Origin of the sequence: Shinella pollutisoli (assembly GCF_024609765.1) — a bacterium.
GTDB classification, from domain to species: Bacteria; Pseudomonadota; Alphaproteobacteria; order Rhizobiales; family Rhizobiaceae; genus Shinella; species Shinella pollutisoli.
Map to the genome: position 1 here is coordinate 67343 of NZ_JANFDG010000004.1, position 18835 is coordinate 86177.

Here is an 18835-nt window from a genome sequence, read left to right on the forward strand (position 1 = left end):
CATGCGGCAGGGGCCGTGGGCCCTCGAAAGTGGTCGCATGGAGGAAGGAAGCGCCGTCCGCCGGCGGGCGGCCCGGTTGGCCTCTGTTCCTCCCTGTCGGCCGATAGAACATTTATCAGCAGACAAAATAAAATGTTCATCATCAGATGCGAATGTCAACCTCTTTTGCCGGGTCGCTGTGCGGAGCATACATATCATGTTGTTTTAGAATTATAAATTTATATGCCTCGGTCTCAACGGGGTGTGCAGCCGTCCGGTCGCTCGTCTTGAAGCGGTGTGAAAATCCCGCACATTGCGAACAACAGCTTGCATATTTGTTTCTTCTACGTCACATATGTGCGAAATCGCCAAGGAGGGATCGATGAAGGCTGGCCTGCTCAGAGCACCGAATGACCTGTCGTTTGAAACCGTGCCCGACCCGGTGCTGGCGGCGGGCGACCTTCTCGTCCGCGTGCGCGCGGCCACCGTCTGCGGCACCGACATCCGCATCTTCCGCGGCCGCAAGACCGCCGGCGTCCGCTATCCCTCGATCCTCGGCCACGAGTTCGCCGGCGAGATCGTCGACACCGGCGGCAACGGCGACTTCTCCTGCGGCGAGGCGGTCGCCGTCTGTCCGGCGATCCCCTGCGGCCATTGCGACTATTGCAAGCGCGGCTACGAGAACATCTGCCAGAACCTGACGGCGATCGGCTACGAGATCGACGGCGCCTTCGCCGAATACATCCGCATCCCGGCCCGGGCGATCGAGGCGCGCAACGTCTTCCGCATCCCGGAGAGCCTGAGCTGGGAGAAGGCGGCGCTGGTCGAGCCGCTCTCCTGCGTGCTGAACGGCCAGGAGAAGATCGGCATCGAGGTGGGCGACACCGTGGTCGTCCTCGGCTCCGGCCCGATCGGCCTCCTGCACATCAAGCTCGCCCGCCTGTCCGGCGCCCACCGCGTCATCGTCAGCGAGCCGAGCGCCTCGCGCCGCGAGGCGGCGATCGCCGCCGGCGCCGACATCGCGGTCGATCCCGTCAGCGAGGACCTGCAGGCGGTCGTGCGGGTGCACACGAAAGGGCTCGGCGCCGACAAGCTGATCGTCGCGATCGGTGTGGCGAAGCTCGCCAACGACGCGCTCTCGCTCGTGCGCCACCGCGGCAGGGTCAGCCTGTTCGCCGGCTTCTCCTCCGCCGAGATGGCGACGATGGACGTCAACCTGATCCACTACAACGAGCTGGTCGTCACCGGTTCCTTCGGGCTCAACCGCCTGCAGTTCGAGAAGTCGCTCGACATGATCGCCGCCGGCCGCATCGAGGTCGATTCGATGCTGACCCACCGTTTCGCGCTCGAGGACATCGGCGCGGCGCTGGAGACGGCGGAGCGCGGCGGCGCCGTGAAGGTGGCGGTCGTCAACGCATGACGGAGGCTGCGACACCGGCCGGGCGCCTCGGCGCGCTGAAGGCGCATTATCCCGTCGTCATCGTCGGCGGCGGCATCAACGGCTGCGGCCTGTTCCGCGACCTCGCCGCCCAGGGCGTCGATTGCCTCCTGGTCGACAAGGGCGACTTCTGCTCGGGCGCCAGCGCCGCCCCCTCCCGCCTGATTCACGGCGGCATAAAATACCTGGAGACCGGCGAGTTCCGCCTGGTGCGCCAGTCGGCGATGGAGCGCAACCTGCTGCTCAAGAACGCGCCGCACTACGTCAAGCCGCTCGAGACCGTGCTGCCCGTCCATTCCTGGTTCGGCGGCATCGTGCCCTCCGTCATGCGTTTCCTCGGCTTCAAGGCGAAGCTCAACGACCGCGGCGCGGTCATCACCGAGATCGGCCTCCTCCTCTACGACCTGTTCGGCCGGCATTTCCGCACCATGCCGAACCACCGCATGCGGCTGAAGCGGGCGATGCGGGCCGCCATGCCGGAGCTGACGCCGGATATCGTCGCCGCCGGCATCTACTACGAGGGCCGCATCACCCACGCCGAGCGGCTCGGCCTGGAGCTCCTGCTCGACGGCATGGCCGACAACCCGCAGGCCGTCGCCCTCAACCACGTCGCCGCCTCCGGCGACGGACAGGGCGGCATCGTGCTCGCCGACGCGCTCACCGGCGCGCGGGCGACCATGACGGCCGACGTCGTCGTCAATGCCGGCGGCGCCTGGATCGACGCGGTCAACCGCGCGCTCGGCATCACGACGCGGCACATGGGCGGCAACAAGGGCTCGCATCTCATCGTCCGCAACGAGCGGCTCCACCGGGCGCTCGGCGGGCGGATGGTCTATTTCGGCTCGGCCGACGGCCGGGTCAACCTGCTCTATCCGTTCATGGGCAACGTGCTCGTCGGCTCGACCGACATCCCGGTCGACGATCCGGACCGCGCCGCCTGCGACGCCGGCGAGCGGCAGTATCTCTCGACCGTGACGCGCGAGGTCTTCCCCGATATCGAGATCCGGCCGGAGGAGATCGTCATGGCCTATTGCGGCGTCCGCCCGCTGCCGCGCAGCGACGGGCTCGATCCCGGCGCCGTCAGCCGCGACCATTCGATCGCCCGCGATACGATGCCGGACGGCCGGATCCCGGTCTATTCGCTGATCGGCGGCAAGTGGACGACCTATCGCGGCTTCTCCGAGGAGGCGGCCGACCTCGTGCTCGACCGCCTCGGCCGCAGCCGCCGCTGCTCGACGCGCGACCTGCCGATCGGCGGCGGGCGCGGCTATCCCGCCGATGCCGGCGCCTTCGTCGACGCGCTCGCGGACGGCCTGCGCTCGCGCGAGGCCGCGGCCGATCTCTTCGCCCGCTACGGCAGCCGCGCCCGGCTCGCGGCGGAGGCGGCGCGGGCCGAGGGCGACCGGCCGCTGCGGTCGCTGCCGGCCTACGGCCGGGCGGAGCTCGCCTGGATCTGCCGGAACGAACGCGTCGGCCGGCTCGCCGACCTCCTCTTCCGCCGCACCGACATCGCGCTCTCCGGCCGCCTCTCGCTGGCGGTGATCGCGGAGGCCGCCGATATCGCCGCCGAAAGCCTCGGCTGGGACGCCGCACGCCGCCAGAATGAAATCGACGCCACCCTGCAAACGTGTCATGCTCACGGCATGGCGATGGCCCAGGGCCATTCCGGCAGGAGCGCGTAGCGGTCTTGCGCTCGGAATCGCATGGAAACAAAGGGATGGAGCGTTTTCGCGAATCGGAGAAAAGCGGAAACGCTCCGGGTTTTGCACGAAGGAGGATCGCATCCATGCCGTCTTCGGTCGGTCGGGAGTTGAAACGGAGCGTCGGCGACCAGCTGCGCGGCATGCGCTGCCTGGTGCGCATGCTGGGGTCGGACGCGCAGCGCCCGGGCCTCGCCCCGCCGGCCCTGCCCGAGGTGCTGCCGGAGCTCGACCGGCTCGTCGGCCGCACCTTCCGTGCCGTCGACACCATGCTGAGCACCGTGGAGACGGCGGTCGCGACCGTGCGCCCCGCCTCCGGCCCCTTCCGCGGCTTCGCGCCGTTCGAGGCCTATTTCTCCGCCGCCGGCGCCGAGCGGCTGCAGGAGGATCTCTATCGCGGGCTGAAGGCGGTGGCGGCGGCCGAGCGGCCGAACCAGCTCGTCCTCAAGGCGCGGCTCGCCGCCGTGGCGGCGGATCTTGCCGGCGAGCGCGAGGCGGCTCCGCAGGAGGCCGGCGCCGCGCTGCTGCGCGCCCTCGTCCGCCGCAAGCCGCTGGTCGACTTCGCCGAGGAGGGCGGCGCGGCGGCGATCCTCCGGCAATATGTCGCGCTTGCCCTGCTCTTTGCCGTCTTCCTGCGCGGCGCGCCGCCGGAGGCGGAAGCGTCCGCCCTGATCGAGGATGCGCTGCTGATCGCCGGCACGCGGCTCGACGCCATCTCGGCGGCGCTCGCGCCCGGCGAATCCGGCGACCGGCTGCCGTCGCTGCTGGCCGGGCTCGCCGACCACCTCGCCTGAACAATTGACCTTGCGGATGGATACTTGTACGTTCCGGGGCGGCGCGGAACGAGGAAGGATGCCGGCGTGGAAGTCCTGACCCAGAGCGAGATGAACGTGCTGCCGGACCTCGGCCACCGGCTGCGGCAGCTGCGCTGGTTCCGCCGCGCCTTCGCCTCCTGCGTGCGCGCGCTCGACGGCCGCTACGGGCTGACGACCCGGGTGGACGAGGACGTGCTCGCCAGGGTCTTCGTCGACTGGGTGGAGACCATCGAGCAGAAGAAGGCGCTCGCCCGCGTCGACCGCGCCGATTTCATAAAATTCTCCGGCGGGCTGATGCTGCGCGAGCTGATCAAGGCGCATCCGGCGACGGTGGAGCTGCCCGCGCGGCCGTCGGACGACCTGCCCGAGACGGTGGCCTTCTGGCCGGAGGGCTTCCTCTACACCAATTTCTGCATCAGCGCGGTCTCGGCGGTGCACATGCAGGAGGTCGGCGAGCCGCTGAAGCTCGCGGGCTGCGTCGACGACCTGCGCACCTGGTGGTCCTTCCGCGAGAACACGCACGAGATGCCGGCCTATGCCGTCGCCTTCCTCGACCGCTTCCTCGGCGCCGAGCCGAACTGGACGATGCCGGACCTGCCGGAGGCGCGCGCGGCGATGATCGAGGCCGCCGTGCACGAGGGCCTCATCGGCGGCGGGGCCGCGTCCCGGGTGCAGCCCTGAAGGAATGCCCCCGCCGCTTGGGAGAAAGGCGGGAGCGGGAGGCGCAAGAGGGCCTCAGACCAGCATCAGCATCGGCCGCTCGATGTAGGAGCGGAACGCGCCGATAAGCTCGGCGCCGAGCGCGCCGTCGACCGCGCGGTGGTCGGTCGAGAGCGTCACGGTCATCAGCGTCGCGCCCCTGACCTCGTCGCCGACCATCACCGGCCGGCGCTCGCCCGCGCCGACGGCGAGGATCGTCGCGTGCGGCGGGTTGACGATGGCCGCGAATTCCCGGACGCCGAACATGCCGAGATTGGAGACGGCGCCCGTGCCGCCCTGGTATTCCTCGGCCTTCAGCTTGCCGTCCTTGGCGCGCGCGGCGAGGTCCTTCATCTCGCTGGAGATCGCCGACAGCGTCTTGATCTCGGCGCTGCGCACGATCGGCGTGATGAGGCCGCCGGGCACCGAGACGGCGACGCCGATATCGGCATGGCGGTGCTTGAGGAGCCCTTCCTCCGTCCAGGAGACGTTCGCCTCCGGCACGGCCCGCAGCGCCATCGCATAGGCGCGGATGACCATGTCGTTGACGGAGAGCTTGAAGTCCGGCCGGCCGTCGGCGACCGGGGCGGCCGCGTTCAGCTCCGTGCGCAGCTTCAGCAGCGCGTCGATGCTGCAGTCGACCGTCAGGTAGAAATGCGGGACGGTGGACTTCGCCTCGACCAGCCTGCGGGCGATGGTGCGTCGCATGTTGCTGTGGGCGACGACCTCGTAGCTGCCCTCGGCGAAGAGCCGGCGGACCTGCTCGTCGGAAGGGCCGGCCGGGGCCGGCGCGGGGCTTGCGGCGGGTGCCGCGGCGGTGCAGGCGGGCTTTTCCGGCGGGCGCCAGGCGAGCACGTCGGCGCGCGTCACGCGGCCCTTCGGGCCCGAGCCGCCGACGGCGGAAAGGTCGATGCCGGCCTCCTGGGCGAGCCGGCGGGCGAGCGGCGTGGCGCGCACCTTGCCGCCGGTGTCCGCAGCCGCCGGCGGGACGGCCGGGACCGCAGCGGCGGGCCGGGCCTCCTCCGGCGCCTTCGCCGGCTCGGCGGCGGCGGGCGCGGGCTGTTGCGCGGGCGCGCCGGCATAGGCCTCGCCCGCCTCGTAGATCCAGGCGACGGGGGCGCCGACGGCGATGTCGACGCCCTCGCGGCCGCTGATGTCGCGCAGCGTGCCGCTCGCCGGCGCGTCGATCTCCATCGCCGCCTTGTCGGTCTCGATCTCGAAGAGCACGTCGCCCTTCTTCACCTCGGCCCCGTCGCCGAAGAACCACTTCGATATCCGGCCGGTCGCCATGTCCATGTCGACCTTCGGCATGATCACCTCGACGGGCATGGTCAGCGCGCTCCCCTGATCAGGTCGCGGGCGGCCGCGACGATGCCGGGGACCTGCGGCACGGCCGCCTTCTCCAGCTCGGGATTGTAGGGGATCGGCGTCTCGGCCCCGCCGAGGCGGACGATCGGCGCGTCGAGATAGTCGAAGGCCTCGCTCTCGGCCACCATGGCGGAAAGCTCCGCGCCGACGCCGAGCGTCTTGACGCCCTCGTAGACGCACATCAGCCTTGAGGTCTTCTTGACGCTCTCGATGACCGTCTCGCGGTCCATCGGCCGGATGGTGCGCAGGTCGATGACCTCGACGTCCATGCCTTCGGCCGCGAGCGTCTCGGCGGCCTCCAGCGCCTTGTGCACCATCAGCGAGGTGGCGACGACGGTGAGGTCGCGGCCCTCGCGGCGCACCTCGGCCTTGCCGATCGGCACCGTGTAGTGGCCCTCGGGCACCGGCCCCTTCATCTTGTAGAGCAGCTTGTGCTCGAAGATCATCACCGGGTCGGGATCGGCGACGGCGGCGAGCAGCATGCCCTTGACGTCGTGCGGCGTCGCCGGCTGGATGACCTTGAGGCCGGGCACGTGGCCGAGCCAGGCCTCGAGGCTCTGGCTGTGCTGGGCGGCGGCGCCCGTGCCGGAGCCGCCGGGAAAGCGCATGACGACCGGCACGGAGACCGCGCCGCCGAGCATGTAGCGCATCTTGGCCGCCTGGTTGACGATCTGCTCCATGGCGAGCGCGGCGAAGTCGGAGAACTGGAACTCGAAGATCGGCCGCAGCCCGGTCACCGCCGCGCCGACGGCGACGCCGGCGCCGCCGAGCTCGGAGATCGGCGTGTCCATCACCCGGTCCGGGCCGAAGCGGTCGATGAGGTCGCCCGTCACCTGGAAGGCGCCGCCGTAGACGCCGATGTCCTCGCCCATCAGGATGACGCGCTCGTCGGCCTCCATGGCGATCGCCATGGCCTCCTGGATGGCCTGCGAATAGCTCAACTCTCTCACTGCGGCATCCATCACGCCTGCTCCGTATAGACATAGTTCGCAAGGTCGGCGATCTCGGGCGCGGGGCTCGCCTTGGCGAACTCGATGCCGGCGGCGATCTCCTCGGCGACCGAGGCGCGGATCGCCTCGATCTCGTCGGCCTTGGCGATGCCGAACTCGACGAGCTGCGCCTCGTAGCGCTCGATCGGGTCGCGGTTGCTCATCCAGTCGTCGATCTCGTCCTTGGTGCGGTAGCGGTTGCGGTCGCTCTTGGAATGGCCGCGGTAGCGATAGGTCTTGCACTCGATGAGGCTCGGCCCCTCGCCGCGCCGCGCCCGCTCCACGGCGGCGTGCGAGGCTTCCGCGACGTCGGAGAGCACGTTGCCGTCGACGATGACGCCGGGCATCGAATAGGCGGCGGCACGGTCGGCGATGTTGGCGACGGCGGTCGAGCGTTCGGTCGAGGTCGACATGCCGTACTTGTTGTTCTCGCAGACGAAGACGACCGGCAGCTTCCAGACCGAGGCCATGTTCAGAGCCTCGTGGAAGGCGCCCTCGTTGTTGGCGCCGTCGCCGAAGAAACAGACCGCGACCTTGCCGGTCTTCAGCCGCTTGGCCGTCAGCGCCGCGCCGACGGCGATCGGCAGGCCGCCGCCGACGATGCCGTTGGCGCCGAGGTTGCCGGTGGTGACGTCGGCGATGTGCATGGAGCCGCCGCGGCCGGCGCAGTAGCCGGTCGTCTTGCCGAAGAACTCGGCGAACATCCGCTTGACGTCCGCGCCCTTGGCGATGCAGTGGCCGTGGCCGCGATGCGTCGAGGTGATCTGGTCGTCGTTGGTGAGCGGCAGGCAGATGCCCATGGCGCTCGCCTCCTGCCCGATCGACAGGTGCATGGTGCCGTGGATGAGGCCGCGCATGTAGCTCTCCTCGGCCCCCTCCTCGAACTTGCGGATGAGGTGCATCTTGCGCAGCGCGCCGAGCAGCGTCTCGCGCGGATACTCGCGGTAGATGAAGGGCAGGTTCCCGCCTTCCGCCGCGGGGGCGGCCTTGGCTGCGGTGGTCTTCGCCATGTCAGTCTCCCTTGCCGTGGACGAGCGCGTCCTGGCGGGCGCGCAGCGCCGCGATCTTCGAGCCCGGCACGACGGCGGCGTTGGCATAGGTGATGAGCTCGCCCTTGCGGATCGGCGCGGTGACGGTGCCGTGCTGCAGCAGGCCGCAGGGGATCGCCTGCGCCGCGCGGGCCTCGCCCGCCGTCATGATCCAGGCGCGGTAGGTGTATTCGCCGATGGCGTCGAGCCTGTCGCCGGGCTTCAGGTCCTTCTTGGCGACGGCGCAGACCTCGGCCACGGGCTTCGACAGCGGCACCATGTCCGCCTTGCCGTAGAGCACGACGCGCGCGCAGGTGAGCGGCACTTCCAGCGAGGTCAGGTGATAGGGCCGGTGGAAGGTGAAATAGGGGCCCTTGCCCATCTTCAGGTCTTCCATGCGCTCGGAGATGCGCGGATGCGACATGTCGGCGACCACGAAGACGCCCGGCGCCACGCCCTTGCCGATCGAATAGTCGACGACGCCGACCTTCGAGAGCACGCCGCCGTCCTTCTCCGGGATCAGGGTGGAGGAGAGCTGGTCGAGGGTCGCGGCGGGACCGTGCATGCCGGGCTTGTCGGGCACGAGGCCGGTGGCGTTGGCGATCGCCGCCATCTCCACCATGGTCTTCGAGCCGTCGACGAACTCGACGAGCATGCGCACGTTCATGTGGCGGCGGGCGGCCTCCTCTGCATAGTCGTCCGGCACGGCGTCGACGTTGAGCGGATTGTTCTTGCCCTTGCCGGCGGCGACGATCGGATGGCCCATGGCCGAGACGAACTCGATCAGCTCCATGCAGGAGGACGGCTCGTCGCCGGCGCCCAGCGAATAGGTGACGCCGAGGCGCTCGGCCTCGCTCTTGAGATAGGCGCCGATGGTGACGTCGGCCTCGACGTTCATCATCACGAGGTGCTTGCCCTGCTCCATCGCCGACAGGCCGATCTCGGCGCCGACGCTCGGCACGCCGGTGGCGTCGATGACGACGTCGATGAGGCCGCTCTGCAGGATGGCGTTCGCATCGCCCGTGACGGCGACCTTGCCGGCCTCCATCGCCGCGTTGAGCGCGTCGGCGGAGGCGGCCTCGCGGTGGTGGCCGCCCTCCTGGAAGGCGATGTCGACGGCCTTCTGCGCGGCGGAGAGGTTGAGGTCGCAGATGGCGCCGATCTCGATGCCCTGCATGTGCGCCACGCGGGTGACGATGTCGGTGCCCATCTCGCCGGAGCCGATGAGGCCGATGCGGACGGGACGGCCGGTTTCGGCACGCGCGATGAGGTCACGCGCCAAGCCTGTCGGCGCGACATTGATAGCCATCGAATTTCCTCCCAGGGCATACGGACGTTTTGAGACTGTCGGGGATAGATAACAGTACATTTGTTTTTCTGTCAACACGATTGTTCATGTTTGCGCATTGACGGGAGCCGCGCGAAGACGCGCGCGCAATCGCCGCGATCCGGCGCGGAAAGGCTGGAAAAGGCTGGAAAAAAGCGCCGGGGCGGATCAGCCGCGGCCGGCGTCGGCGAGCATGGCGCGGGCGCTTTCCTCGTCGGTGATCAGCACGGTCGGCTGCACCAGCCGCATGGCGCCGATCATGGCGTCGGCCTTCTCGGCCCCGCCCGAGGCGAGGATGCGCAGCGGCGCCCGGCGGATGCGGTCGACGTCGACCGACATGACCCGGTCGTTGATCGGATGCTCGATCAGCTCGCCGTTGCGGTCGTAGAAATGGAAGAGCAGGTCGCCCACCGCGCCGCGGCCGGCGAGGTCCTGCCGCTCGGCCTCGCTGAGGAAGCCGCCGCGGTAGAAGGTGGTGGCCGAGGCGATGCCGCCGACGCTGACGACGACGGCGTCGAGCGTGTCGGCCATGTCGAAGATCTCCTGGATGCCGCAGCGCCGGATCAGCGCCTCCTTGGTCGCGGGACTGTCGACCATGGCCGGCGCCGGGATGAGGTAGCCCTCGCCCTGGAAGGTCTGGGCGAAGCGCCAGGCGAATTCCGCCGGGTTGAAGCGCCGGACCTGGCTGACGCCGCCGAGCAGCGAGATAACCTTGAAATCGGCGAGCGTGCGGCTGCCGATGGTCGACAGCGAGGCGAAGAGCGTGCGTCCCCAGCCGACGCCGACCGTCATGCCGGGCTTCATCGCCTGCGAGAGGAAGGCGCCGGTCGCCGCGCTGATGGTGGGGATGGGATCGGCGCCGGGCTCGGAGATCGGCGCGACGATGGCCTCGTCGACGCCGAAGGTGGTCTCCAGCAGCCGCTCGAGCCGCACGACCTCGGCAAGCTCCCCTTCGATCGCGATCTTCACCTCGTTGCGGCTGCGCGCCTCGGCGAGCATGCGCACGACCGTAACCCGGCCGACGCCGAGGATGTCGGCGATGTCGTTCTGGGTCATCTGCTCGACGAAATACATCCAGGCGGCGCGGATGCGCATCCGGTCGGTCCGGCTGCCGGGCGGCTGCGCGAGCGCGGCCGCGTCGTCGGGGCCGGTCTCCGCCGGGGATGCTTTCTTCTTGCCGCGCGCCACGCTGCCTCGGATATCCTCTGGAACGGTCGTCTGCCTGTCTAGCAACACTCGGCGTGCTTGGGAATCGGCAAAGTGTCCCATGCTACGAAGGTCGGCCAGCGGCCGGTGCGGCCTCGACGATGCATTTCTTGGCACGCGGGATGGAGGCGGGGCTCATGCTGAGCTCCGTCAGCCCCATCCGCACGAAGACGGGGATGAGGTCCGGCCGGGCGGCGGCCTCGCCGCACATGCCGACCATGATGCCGGCCGCGCGCCCGGCGCTCGCCGTCAGCTCGATCGCCGCGAGCACCGCCGGGTTGGCGACGTCGTTGAGGGCGGCGACCTGCGGGTTCATCCGATCCGCCGCCATGACGTACTGGGTGAGGTCGTTCGTGCCGATCGAGAAGAAATCGACCTCGCGGGCGAGCGCGGCGGCGACCAGCACGGCGGCCGGCGTCTCGATCATCACGCCGAGCGGGAAGCGGCGGAACGGCACGCCGGCGGCGGCAAGCTCGCCCGCGCATTCGTCGATCAGCGCGCGCGTGCGCCGCACCTCCTCCAGCGTCGAGACCATCGGCAGCATGACCTTCACCGCGCCGTGCGCCGCCGCGCGCAGGAGCGCCTTCAGCTGCGGCTTGAAGATGTCCGGCCGGTCGAGGCACATGCGCACGCCGCGCCAGCCGAGGAACGGGTTCTGCTCCGGCGGGAAGGCGATGCCGGAGACCGGCTTGTCGCCGCCGATGTCGAGCGTGCGGATGATCACCGGATGGGGCGCGAAGGCCCGCGCCGCCTCCGCATAGATCTCGTACTGCATGTCCTCGCTCGGCAGGCCGCCGTGCTTCATGAAGAGCAGCTCCGTGCGGAAGAGGCCGACGCCCATGGCGCCCGCCTCCTTCGCCGCCTGGATCTCCTCGAGCGAGCCGATGTTGGCGGCGACCTCGATCACCGTGCCGTCGGCGGCCTTCGGCACCACGTCCCTGAAGCGGCGAAGCCCCTCCTCCTCCTTCGCGGCGGCCGCGACCTTCGCCTCGAAGGCCTGCCGCAGCGCCGGCGACGGATCGGCGAAGACCTGGCCGAGGCTGCCGTCGAGCGCGATCTCGCGGGCGCCGGCGAGGCTTTCCATCGCATGGCCGAGGCCGAGCACGGCCGGGATGCCGTGGGCGCGGGCGATGATGGCGATGTGCGAGGTCGCGCCGCCATGGGCGCAGACCACGCCCCTGACGAGCTTCAGCGGCGCGCGCGCGAGGTCCCAGGCGCCGATGTCCTCCGCCAGCACGACGACCGGGCCGGAGATCGCGTCGAGGCCGACGTCGCGCTCGCCGGTGAGCGCCAGGCAGATCTGGCGGGCGATCGCCTTCACGTCGTCGGCGCGGGCGTTGAGATAGACGTCGGAGACGCGGCCGAAGGCCGAGGCCGTGGTCTCCGTGACGCTGAGCACGGCGTCGAGCGCGGTATAGCCCTGGGCGATGGCGTCGGCGATCTCCTCCGTGATGGCCGTGTCGCCGGCGATGTCGCTGAGCGCGGCGATGATGCTGCGGTCGGTGTCCGACAGCCTGTCGCCCGCAAGCGCCGCCTGCATCGATTGCTGGACCGTGGCGACCGCGCAGCGGAAGGCGTCGAGCTCGCCGGCGATCTCCTCGTCGCGCAGGCGCCGGTGGGTCGGGGCGAAGGTCTTCGGGAAATGGTGGAAGGCGGCGGCGAGCGCCACGCCCTCGCTCGCGGCGATGCCCTGCACGCCGCCGGCCGCGCCCTCGGACGCGTCCGCCGCAGGCGCCGGATGCGGCTTGGAGGACGCGGCGGGCGCGTCGTCCTCGCCGAGGCCGGAATCGGGATTCTCGAGGAAGGCCACCAGCGCGTCGAGCGCCGCCGCGGCATCCTCTCCCTCGGCGCGCAGCGCGACCGTGTCGTTCTCCTTCACCGCCAGCAGCATCAGCTTGACCGAGCTCTTGGCGCTCGCCGCCTTGCCGTTCTTGACGATCTCGACATCGCTCGCGAAGCTCTTGGCGAGCTTGACGAAGCGCGTGGCGGGGCGAGCGTGCAGGCCTTCGTGCACGCGCACGACAGTGGAACGTTCCATCGCTGTCTCTCTTGGAAAGGGCGCGTCAGGCGCCGATCGTGATCGTGCCGCCGACCGCCAGCGCGGCCTTCAGCGCGTCGATGTCGACGGCGCCGGCGCAGATCTCGCCCGGCCGCTCCGCCGTCGCGGCATCGTTGAAGTTGATGACGACGTGGCCGAGGTCGAGGACCTTCTTCCAGGCCGTGTCGCCGACCGCGGTGATCGTCGTGCCGACCGCGCCGATGGCGATGGCGGTGCCGACGGCGGGCGCCTCCTCGGCGGGGCCGGCGTCTGGCTTGTGGAGGACCGAGACCTCGGAAAGCTCCGGCGGCGCGCCGTCCGAGAACAGGATGAGGACGCCGCCCTCCGCCAGCTCGGCCACTTCCGGGCCGACGGCCGTGATGCGGGTCTTCAGATGGACTGTCATGGGCTTCTCCATGCTGTGGGCTGCGGGCGGCCCTTCCCGGCCGCCCGCGCGTCTGTCAGAACACGACCAGGCTCACCACCCAGGCGAACAGCACCGAGAACGGCCCCATGATCTGGCGGCTGATCAGCACCGCCGGGACGCCGATCTCGATGGTCTTGGGCTTGGCCTCGCCGAGCGCCAGGCCGACGGGGACGAAGTCGCAGCCGACCTGGGTATTGTAGGCGAAGAGCGCCGGCAGGGCCATCGCCGGCGCGATGGTGCCGTTGGCGATCTGCGGACCGATGATCGCCACGCCGATGACCTGGGCGATGACCGCGCCCGGCCCGAGGATGGGCGACAGGAACGGCAGGCCGCAGATCGCCGAGATGATCAGCAGGCCGACGATGTTGTTGGCGAGCGGCCCCATCGGCTGGGCCAGCACGTCGCCGATGCCCGTGTAGAGGATGAGGCCGATCAGCATGGTCACGAAGGCCATGAAGGGCAGCACGTTGCGCACCACCTGGTCGATCGTGCGGCGGCCGGCATTGAAGAAGATCCCGACGACCCGGCCCATGACGCGGCCGATGCTGGCGATGAGGTTGATGAAGCCGCCGCCGGACGTATCGACCGGCCGGGTGCGCGTCGTCGTCTCGGCGGCCTTCGCCGGCGCGACGGCGGCGACCGTCACCGGCTCGGAGCCGTCGGCCATGACAATGTCCTGCTCCTTCACGCCGGAGACATAGATGTCCTCGGTGATGAACTGGGCGAGCGGGCCGGCCTGGCCGACCGGCGTCAGGTTGACCGTCGGGATGCGCTTGCGCGGATAGACGCCGCAGCGCGCCGTGCCGCCGCAGTCGACCACGACCACCGCCATCTCGCCCTCGACCGGCGGGGAGCGGAAGCCGTCCACCGCCTCCGCGCCCGTCATGTCGGCGATGCGCTGGGCGATCGGATGGATGCCGCCGCCGGTGACGGAGACGACCTTGTTGCGCTCGGGCGTGGGCTGGATGACGAGCGGGCCGCCCCAGCCCGACTTGCCGTGCGAGATTTTGACCGCCTTGTATTCCTTGACCATGGTTGGATCCCCCCTGCCGGCCTTAGAGTTCGACGCCCTGGCGGCGCGCCATGATCATCGTGATGCGTTCGGTGAGGATACCCTTGAGCAGGATGACGACGAGGCCGACGAGCGCGTACCAGATCGCCATCTGGATGTGGTATCCGGCCGGCACCGTGCCGTTCTTCTCCAGCTCCAGCAGCGCCACCAGCACCCCGCCCCAGACGAAGTATTCGCCCGGATTGATGTGCGGGAAGAGCCCGAGCGGCGGATGCACGTAGGAGACGGCCGCGTCGTAGAAGGCCGGCTTGTGCTTCTCCTCCAGGAAGGAGCCGAAGGTATAGGCCATCGGGTTGGTGAGGAAGAAGACCGAGAGCAGCGGCAGCACCGTGTAGCGCGTGAGCGCGATGCGGCCCGCCCCGCGCGCCACGCCGTGCACGCGCTCCTCGCCCACCAGCTCGGTGATGGCGTAGAAGGCGGTCATCAGCACGACGAGGGTCGGGATGATGCCGGTGACGAAGCCGGCGAAGACCTCGCCGCCCTTCTGGAAGATGCCGATGAAATACTTGCCGATGCTGGCGAGCCAGCCGAGCTGCTCCTCCTGCGTGACGGTGTTCAGCTTCTCCTTGAACTGCTCGACGGAGATGTCGCCGCCGGCCTGCGCCAGGATGACGAGCTTGTCGCTCGCGCCCTTGAGGGCGAGCTTGCCGTGGATCGCCGCGTCGCCGAGCATCGCCCCGACGTCGTGCGGGTTCATTTGGCTGCCGTAGTCAGCCAGCATTGAAACTAACATGCATGTCCTCCCTGAAATGCCGTCCGCAAACGGACTCCTCTCCCCAAGAATGTGCCGGAGAATCTCCGCTTTTCTCCGAAAAGCGAAAACGCTCCATCCCTTTGTTCCCACGCAACTCCGGACGCAAAACCGCGACGCGCTTTTGCCGGAATTGCCCAGAGCGCCGCGCGTCCGGACGGACGTGCGGAGGATGGCTCTAGGCCGGCGCCCCGAGCGCGCTTTCCCGTTCGAGCCCGCGTGCCCGTGCCGCCTCCACCTGCTCGATCGCCTTGGCGATCGCGGTGTCGGTACAGTCCTTGCCCGTCGCAGCCCTCGCCTGCTTCAGGGCCTCCAGCGTCATGCCCTCGAAATCCCGGTTGCGCCGGAACTTCGCGAACACCGAACGGCCGGTCATCGTCAGCACCCGCTCGACCGTGAGATCCGGCCCGACCACGACCATGGCGATCGCGCCCTTGCGGAACCGGCCGCGGGCGTGGCCCGCCCCGACGAAGCCGTCGTTGAACTGGTTGGTGATGCCCTTGAAGACGTCCGAATAGTGCTGCATCTGCACCCAGACGCCGGCCGCCTGGATCGCCCAGACGATCCCAAGCCCCAGAAGGGCCCATTGCCATATCGCCACCGCTGCCTCCTCCCTGGAGCCGTGCCAACGCCTAACGAGAGATAAATGAACATTTGTTTCTTTGAATGTCAATGTGTATAACGTCGCCACGGCAATCGACGCGCCGGCACATCTCAAGCGAGGCACCTTGGGCAAGAAACTCTTCATCTTCGATTGCGACGGCGTTCTCGTCGACAGCGAGCCGCTGGCGGCCGAGGCCTATGTGCGGGTCTATGCCAGGCACGGGCTGGCGATCACCGCCGACGTCATCGCCCAGTGCGTGGGCATGAAGCAGGCCGACATCCTGCGCCGCATCGAGGCGCTGACGGGCCATGCCTATCCGCCCGGGCACGAGGCCGACATCTGGACGGAGACGCGCGCGGTCTTCGCCGAATCGCTGGCGCCGATGCCGGGCATCCGCGCCTTCCTCGAAAGGCTGGCCGCGCCCGCCTGCGTCGCCTCGTCCTCCTCGGTCGAGCGGATCGAGTTCAGCCTCGCGGCGACGGGCCTGCTGCCGTTCTTCGCCGGCAACGTCTTCTCCTCCTCGATGGTGCGCAACGGCAAGCCGGCGCCGGACCTCTTCCTCTTCGCGGCCGAGCGCATGGGCGTCGATCCGGCCGACTGCGTCGTCATCGAGGATTCGCCCTTCGGCGTTCAGGGCGCCGTCGCCGCCGGCATGGCGGTGATCGGCTTCACCGGCGGCGGACACACGACGCCGACCCACGCCGAGACGCTGCGCCGCGCCGGCGCCGGGCGGATCTTCTCGCACTGGGACGAGATCGCCGAAGACCTGATCCCGGCCGCCTGACGCCGGTCACCCGGCCTCCTCCTCCGATCCCGGCCCGTCCGCGGCCTCCAGGTCGTGGCGGCTGATCAGGCCCGCGTCCTCCAGGGCCTCGATGTCCGGCAGGTCGCGCAGCGTCGCGAGGCCGAAGGCGGAGAGGAAGTGGCGCGTCGTCACGTAGGTATAGGGCGCGCCCGGCGTCGGGCTGCGCGGGCCCGAGCCGATGAAGCCCGCCCCGCGCAGGCTGCCGATCGTGTCGCGGCCGATCTCCCGGCCGAGGATCCGCGCCAGCTCGCCGCGCGTCACCGGCTGGAAATAGCCGATCGCCATCAGCACCGTCGCCTCCAGGTCGGAAAGGCCCGCGGCGGGCGAGCGGACCGGCGCGGCCGACGCGCGTACCGTCGCCGCATAGCGGGGGCGCGTGCGGTGCTGCCAGCCGCCGGCGACGGCGACGATCTCGTAGGGCCGGTCGCGCAGGTCCTCGTTGAGGTCGTCGATGAGGAGGTCGATGCTGCAGTCCGCGCCCACCACGCGGGCGATCATCTCGCGGGGAACGGGCTCGGCCGCGGCGAAGATCACCGCCTCGGCGCGCCGCATCCATTCCCGCCAGCGGGCGGGCGCCTGCAGGTCGGCCAGCTCGCGGTCGAGGGGGGCTTCGTCCCCCGCCTTCCTCCGGTTCGCCGCCGCCATGGTCACAGCCCGTAGATGCGGAAGCTCGCGCGGCCGGAAAGCTCGCGCACCGCGCCGAGCGTCTCCAGGCGCTCGAACAGCCGGCTGCTCGCCCAGCGCGACAGCCCGGCGCCGGGCGCGGAGGCGGAGACGGCGTCCCCGTCGAGCAGCCTGCGGATGACGGGTCCCGCGCCCTTGGTGCGGACCTTCGGCGCGACGGCGAGGAGCCGCTCGGCGCGCCGGGCGATCTCGGCCGCCAGCCGCAGCGCGTCGCCTGCCCCGTCCGCGACCGCCAGGCAGACGGCGCGCGCAAAGGCCTCCTCGCCGGGCCGCACGCGCGCCCGGCCGCCGGGCAGCCGGTAGGCCGGCCCGTGGCGCCCGGCCATCAGGAGCGGCACCGTGTGCGGCCATTTCAGCTTGGCCGCGAGCAGGACGTCGGCGAGCGCCCAGGCGAGCGGCTCGGCGTCCGGCCGTGTGGCGTGGATGGCCGTCACCAGCTCCGCCGCGGCGAAGGGCGCAGGCCGGACGGACTGGAGCGCCGCCTCGGCGTGGTCGACGGCGGCGGCGGCGAACCGGTCGTCCCGGGCAAGGCCCAGCAGATCGGCGAGGTCCGCCACCGCCTTCGTGGAAAAGCCGGGCTTTCGCGCCGCAAGCCCCGCGAAGGCCGAAAACACCCGCCCGGCCGGGCCGGGATCGCCGTCCGCGGCGGTCAGCAGCACCGCATCGCGCAACGCCGCCGGGTCCTTGCTGCGGCCCGCCAGCCGGACGGCCGCCGTGGCGCAGAGGAGCGCCTGCCGCGCCCGCCAGCAGCCGGCCCAGCCGGCTTCGGCCTGGACGAGGTCGTCGAGCGACTTCAGCGCGACGCCGGCGGCGAACGCCGCGTCGGGATCGCCGGGCTCCCGGCCGCGCGCCGCCGCCCAGCCGGGCAGGCGCAGGGACGGCAGGTCGGCCGGAGCGGGCATGGCGGCAAGCGAATCCATGCCGCGAGCCTACAAGGGCCGCGCGGTTTGCGCCATCGCTTTCGCATGAAACTGCACGTGCCCGCCAAGCTGCCGCCGCCGTTTTCCGGCGTCAGTGCAGCCTGAACTCGCCCTCGACGCGGCGCCACTCGTTCGGGCCGATCAGGCGCCGGTGGGTGTAGCGGACGGAGTGCAGGGGGCCGTCGAGGTTGCTCTGCCAGAAATCCAGGAACCGGTGCATCTCGGGGAAGTCGGGGGCGAGGTCGTAGTCCTGCCAGACATAGGTCTGCAGCACGGACTCGAAGTCGGGGATGCGATAGAGAATGTGGGCGGTGGTGAGGCCGTAGCCGTTGAGCTGACGTTCCAGATCCGAAGAAAATCGCATGCTTGATCTCCGTTTCGTGACGGTTCCAGGATGGCCGCTTTTTTGGCTTCCATCAACGGGAAAACGAACGCGGATTTCGATATTCTTGTTCCATTACAGTCTGTTAGCAGCCGCGGCGGGCGAGTGCTGATTTTTCTTCGGCGACCCCTTGAAATCGGGAAACCGCCAAACCAGATCATCGGCCGCCGGACGCTTCGAGGAAGGTCCGGCACCTCGTTCCGGGCCGGTCGCCCGGTCCGGGACGGAGGGGGTTCCAAACATCCTGTTTGTCCATGGAGGAAAACATGAAGTTCCGACCGCTGCATGATCGCATCGTCGTCCGCCGGCTCGAATCCGAGGAGAGGACGAAGGGCGGCATCATCATCCCCGACACCGCCAAGGAGAAGCCGCAGGAGGGCGAGGTCGTCGCCGTCGGTCCCGGTGCGCGCAACGATGAGGGACAGATCGTGGCGCTCGACGTCAAGGCCGGCGACCGCATCCTCTTCGGGAAATGGTCCGGCACGGAGATCAAGATCGACGGCGAGGATTTCCTGATCATGAAGGAAGCCGACGTCATGGGCGTGATCGAAGTCCAGGCCGAGCAGAGGAAGGCCGCCTGAGGCGCCCGTTTCAGTCATAACC

Annotated in this window: 19 protein-coding genes; 6 read left to right on the forward strand and 13 right to left on the reverse strand. The window is 69.8% G+C overall.

The genetic code is table 11. The features are described 5' to 3' along the window. The first annotated feature begins 361 nt into the window (after nucleotides 1-361). From NNZ72_RS04395 to NNZ72_RS04410, 4 genes are all read left to right on the forward strand, one after another. Nucleotides 362-1399, forward strand: coding sequence for a zinc-dependent dehydrogenase (locus NNZ72_RS04395; RefSeq protein ID WP_257313270.1), 1038 nt, complete (start codon nucleotides 362-364; stop codon nucleotides 1397-1399). Beyond that, nucleotides 1396-3099, forward strand: coding sequence for a glycerol-3-phosphate dehydrogenase/oxidase (locus tag NNZ72_RS04400; RefSeq protein WP_257313273.1), 1704 nt, complete (start codon nucleotides 1396-1398; stop codon nucleotides 3097-3099). Before NNZ72_RS04395 ends, NNZ72_RS04400 begins: the two co-directional genes overlap by 4 nt. Before the next feature lie 104 nt (nucleotides 3100-3203). After that, entirely contained in the window at nucleotides 3204-3911 is a 708-nt protein-coding gene (locus NNZ72_RS04405; RefSeq protein WP_257313277.1) for a hypothetical protein, read from the forward strand. Between the two features lie 66 nt (nucleotides 3912-3977). Continuing rightward, on the forward strand, nucleotides 3978-4613 hold the full coding sequence (locus NNZ72_RS04410) for a hypothetical protein (RefSeq protein WP_257313280.1): 636 nt from the start codon (nucleotides 3978-3980) through the stop codon (nucleotides 4611-4613). A 54-nt stretch (nucleotides 4614-4667) separates the two neighbouring features. Here the strand turns inward: NNZ72_RS04410 and NNZ72_RS04415 are convergent, their stop codons facing one another. From NNZ72_RS04415 to NNZ72_RS04460, 10 genes are all read right to left on the reverse strand, one after another. Next, nucleotides 4668-5960 carry a pyruvate dehydrogenase complex dihydrolipoamide acetyltransferase gene (locus tag NNZ72_RS04415; protein WP_257313282.1) on the reverse strand — a complete coding sequence of 431 codons (1293 nt, stop codon included), beginning with the start codon at nucleotides 5958-5960 and terminating at the stop codon, nucleotides 4668-4670. A gap of 2 nt (nucleotides 5961-5962) precedes the next feature. After that, nucleotides 5963-6961, reverse strand: coding sequence for an alpha-ketoacid dehydrogenase subunit beta (locus NNZ72_RS04420; RefSeq protein WP_257313285.1), 999 nt, complete (start codon nucleotides 6959-6961; stop codon nucleotides 5963-5965). Next, nucleotides 6961-7998, reverse strand: a complete 1038-nt coding sequence (locus NNZ72_RS04425; RefSeq protein ID WP_257313288.1) for a thiamine pyrophosphate-dependent dehydrogenase E1 component subunit alpha — start codon at nucleotides 7996-7998, stop codon at nucleotides 6961-6963. Before NNZ72_RS04425 ends, NNZ72_RS04420 begins: the two co-directional genes overlap by 1 nt. A gap of 1 nt (nucleotide 7999) precedes the next feature. Further along, nucleotides 8000-9325, reverse strand: coding sequence for an NAD(P)H-dependent oxidoreductase (locus tag NNZ72_RS04430; protein WP_257313291.1), 1326 nt, complete (start codon nucleotides 9323-9325; stop codon nucleotides 8000-8002). A gap of 186 nt (nucleotides 9326-9511) precedes the next feature. Beyond that, nucleotides 9512-10531 (reverse strand): sugar-binding transcriptional regulator, encoded by a 1020-nt coding sequence (locus tag NNZ72_RS04435; RefSeq protein ID WP_257313294.1) that lies wholly within the window; start codon nucleotides 10529-10531, stop codon nucleotides 9512-9514. Between the two features lie 82 nt (nucleotides 10532-10613). Next, nucleotides 10614-12587: a phosphoenolpyruvate--protein phosphotransferase gene (gene ptsP, locus NNZ72_RS04440; protein ID WP_257313296.1), complete on the reverse strand. Its 1974-nt coding sequence runs from the start codon at nucleotides 12585-12587 to the stop codon at nucleotides 10614-10616. A gap of 25 nt (nucleotides 12588-12612) precedes the next feature. Further along, on the reverse strand, nucleotides 12613-12993 hold the full coding sequence (locus tag NNZ72_RS04445; protein WP_257313298.1) for a PTS glucitol/sorbitol transporter subunit IIA: 381 nt from the start codon (nucleotides 12991-12993) through the stop codon (nucleotides 12613-12615). A gap of 55 nt (nucleotides 12994-13048) precedes the next feature. Then, nucleotides 13049-14047 carry a PTS glucitol/sorbitol transporter subunit IIB gene (srlE, locus tag NNZ72_RS04450; protein ID WP_257313300.1) on the reverse strand — a complete coding sequence of 333 codons (999 nt, stop codon included), beginning with the start codon at nucleotides 14045-14047 and terminating at the stop codon, nucleotides 13049-13051. Nucleotides 14048-14069: 22 nt separating this feature from the next. Further along, nucleotides 14070-14807, reverse strand: a complete 738-nt coding sequence (gene srlA / locus NNZ72_RS04455) for a PTS glucitol/sorbitol transporter subunit IIC (RefSeq protein ID WP_257313721.1) — start codon at nucleotides 14805-14807, stop codon at nucleotides 14070-14072. A 208-nt stretch (nucleotides 14808-15015) separates the two neighbouring features. Continuing rightward, complete coding sequence (locus NNZ72_RS04460; RefSeq protein WP_257313302.1) at nucleotides 15016-15438, reverse strand: transcriptional regulator GutM; 423 nt, start codon at nucleotides 15436-15438, stop codon at nucleotides 15016-15018. A 127-nt stretch (nucleotides 15439-15565) separates the two neighbouring features. Between NNZ72_RS04460 and NNZ72_RS04465 the strand changes: the two genes are divergently transcribed. Continuing rightward, nucleotides 15566-16225, forward strand: a complete 660-nt coding sequence (locus tag NNZ72_RS04465) for an HAD family hydrolase (protein ID WP_257313304.1) — start codon at nucleotides 15566-15568, stop codon at nucleotides 16223-16225. A 6-nt stretch (nucleotides 16226-16231) separates the two neighbouring features. Here the strand turns inward: NNZ72_RS04465 and scpB are convergent, their stop codons facing one another. The 3 genes from scpB to NNZ72_RS04480 form a co-directional block, all read right to left on the reverse strand. Beyond that, nucleotides 16232-16891 (reverse strand): SMC-Scp complex subunit ScpB, encoded by a 660-nt coding sequence (gene scpB, locus NNZ72_RS04470; protein WP_257313306.1) that lies wholly within the window; start codon nucleotides 16889-16891, stop codon nucleotides 16232-16234. A 2-nt stretch (nucleotides 16892-16893) separates the two neighbouring features. Then, on the reverse strand, nucleotides 16894-17850 hold the full coding sequence (locus NNZ72_RS04475; RefSeq protein WP_257313308.1) for a DUF1403 family protein: 957 nt from the start codon (nucleotides 17848-17850) through the stop codon (nucleotides 16894-16896). Nucleotides 17851-17941: 91 nt separating this feature from the next. Next, nucleotides 17942-18214 carry an usg protein gene (locus tag NNZ72_RS04480; RefSeq protein ID WP_257313310.1) on the reverse strand — a complete coding sequence of 91 codons (273 nt, stop codon included), beginning with the start codon at nucleotides 18212-18214 and terminating at the stop codon, nucleotides 17942-17944. Between the two features lie 284 nt (nucleotides 18215-18498). Here NNZ72_RS04480 and groES point away from each other — a divergent pair, with 284 nt between their 5' ends. After that, nucleotides 18499-18813 (forward strand): co-chaperone GroES, encoded by a 315-nt coding sequence (groES, locus tag NNZ72_RS04485; RefSeq protein WP_503473617.1) that lies wholly within the window; start codon nucleotides 18499-18501, stop codon nucleotides 18811-18813. Nucleotides 18814-18835: the final 22 nt, after the last annotated feature.

Excerpts from the sequence above, each read along its gene's own strand:
- NNZ72_RS04425 (WP_257313288.1), bottom strand. The coding sequence starts at position 7,998 with ATGGCGAAGACCACCGCAGCCAAGGCCGCCCCCGCGGCGGAAGGCGGG.
- ptsP (WP_257313296.1), bottom strand. The coding sequence starts at position 12,587 with ATGGAACGTTCCACTGTCGTGCGCGTGCACGAAGGCCTGCACGCTCGC.
- NNZ72_RS04405 (WP_257313277.1), top strand. The coding sequence starts at position 3,204 with ATGCCGTCTTCGGTCGGTCGGGAGTTGAAACGGAGCGTCGGCGACCAG.
- NNZ72_RS04420 (WP_257313285.1), bottom strand. The coding sequence starts at position 6,961 with ATGGATGCCGCAGTGAGAGAGTTGAGCTATTCGCAGGCCATCCAGGAG.
- srlE (WP_257313300.1), bottom strand. The coding sequence starts at position 14,047 with ATGGTCAAGGAATACAAGGCGGTCAAAATCTCGCACGGCAAGTCGGGC.
- NNZ72_RS04400 (WP_257313273.1), top strand. The coding sequence starts at position 1,396 with ATGACGGAGGCTGCGACACCGGCCGGGCGCCTCGGCGCGCTGAAGGCG.
- NNZ72_RS04395 (WP_257313270.1), top strand. The coding sequence starts at position 362 with ATGAAGGCTGGCCTGCTCAGAGCACCGAATGACCTGTCGTTTGAAACC.
- groES (WP_503473617.1), top strand. The coding sequence starts at position 18,499 with ATGAAGTTCCGACCGCTGCATGATCGCATCGTCGTCCGCCGGCTCGAA.
- scpB (WP_257313306.1), bottom strand. The coding sequence starts at position 16,891 with ATGGCGGCGGCGAACCGGAGGAAGGCGGGGGACGAAGCCCCCCTCGAC.
- srlA (WP_257313721.1), bottom strand. The coding sequence starts at position 14,807 with ATGCTGGCTGACTACGGCAGCCAAATGAACCCGCACGACGTCGGGGCG.
- NNZ72_RS04430 (WP_257313291.1), bottom strand. The coding sequence starts at position 9,325 with ATGGCTATCAATGTCGCGCCGACAGGCTTGGCGCGTGACCTCATCGCG.
- NNZ72_RS04475 (WP_257313308.1), bottom strand. The coding sequence starts at position 17,850 with ATGGATTCGCTTGCCGCCATGCCCGCTCCGGCCGACCTGCCGTCCCTG.
- NNZ72_RS04480 (WP_257313310.1), bottom strand. The coding sequence starts at position 18,214 with ATGCGATTTTCTTCGGATCTGGAACGTCAGCTCAACGGCTACGGCCTC.
- NNZ72_RS04415 (WP_257313282.1), bottom strand. The coding sequence starts at position 5,960 with ATGCCCGTCGAGGTGATCATGCCGAAGGTCGACATGGACATGGCGACC.
- NNZ72_RS04445 (WP_257313298.1), bottom strand. The coding sequence starts at position 12,993 with ATGACAGTCCATCTGAAGACCCGCATCACGGCCGTCGGCCCGGAAGTG.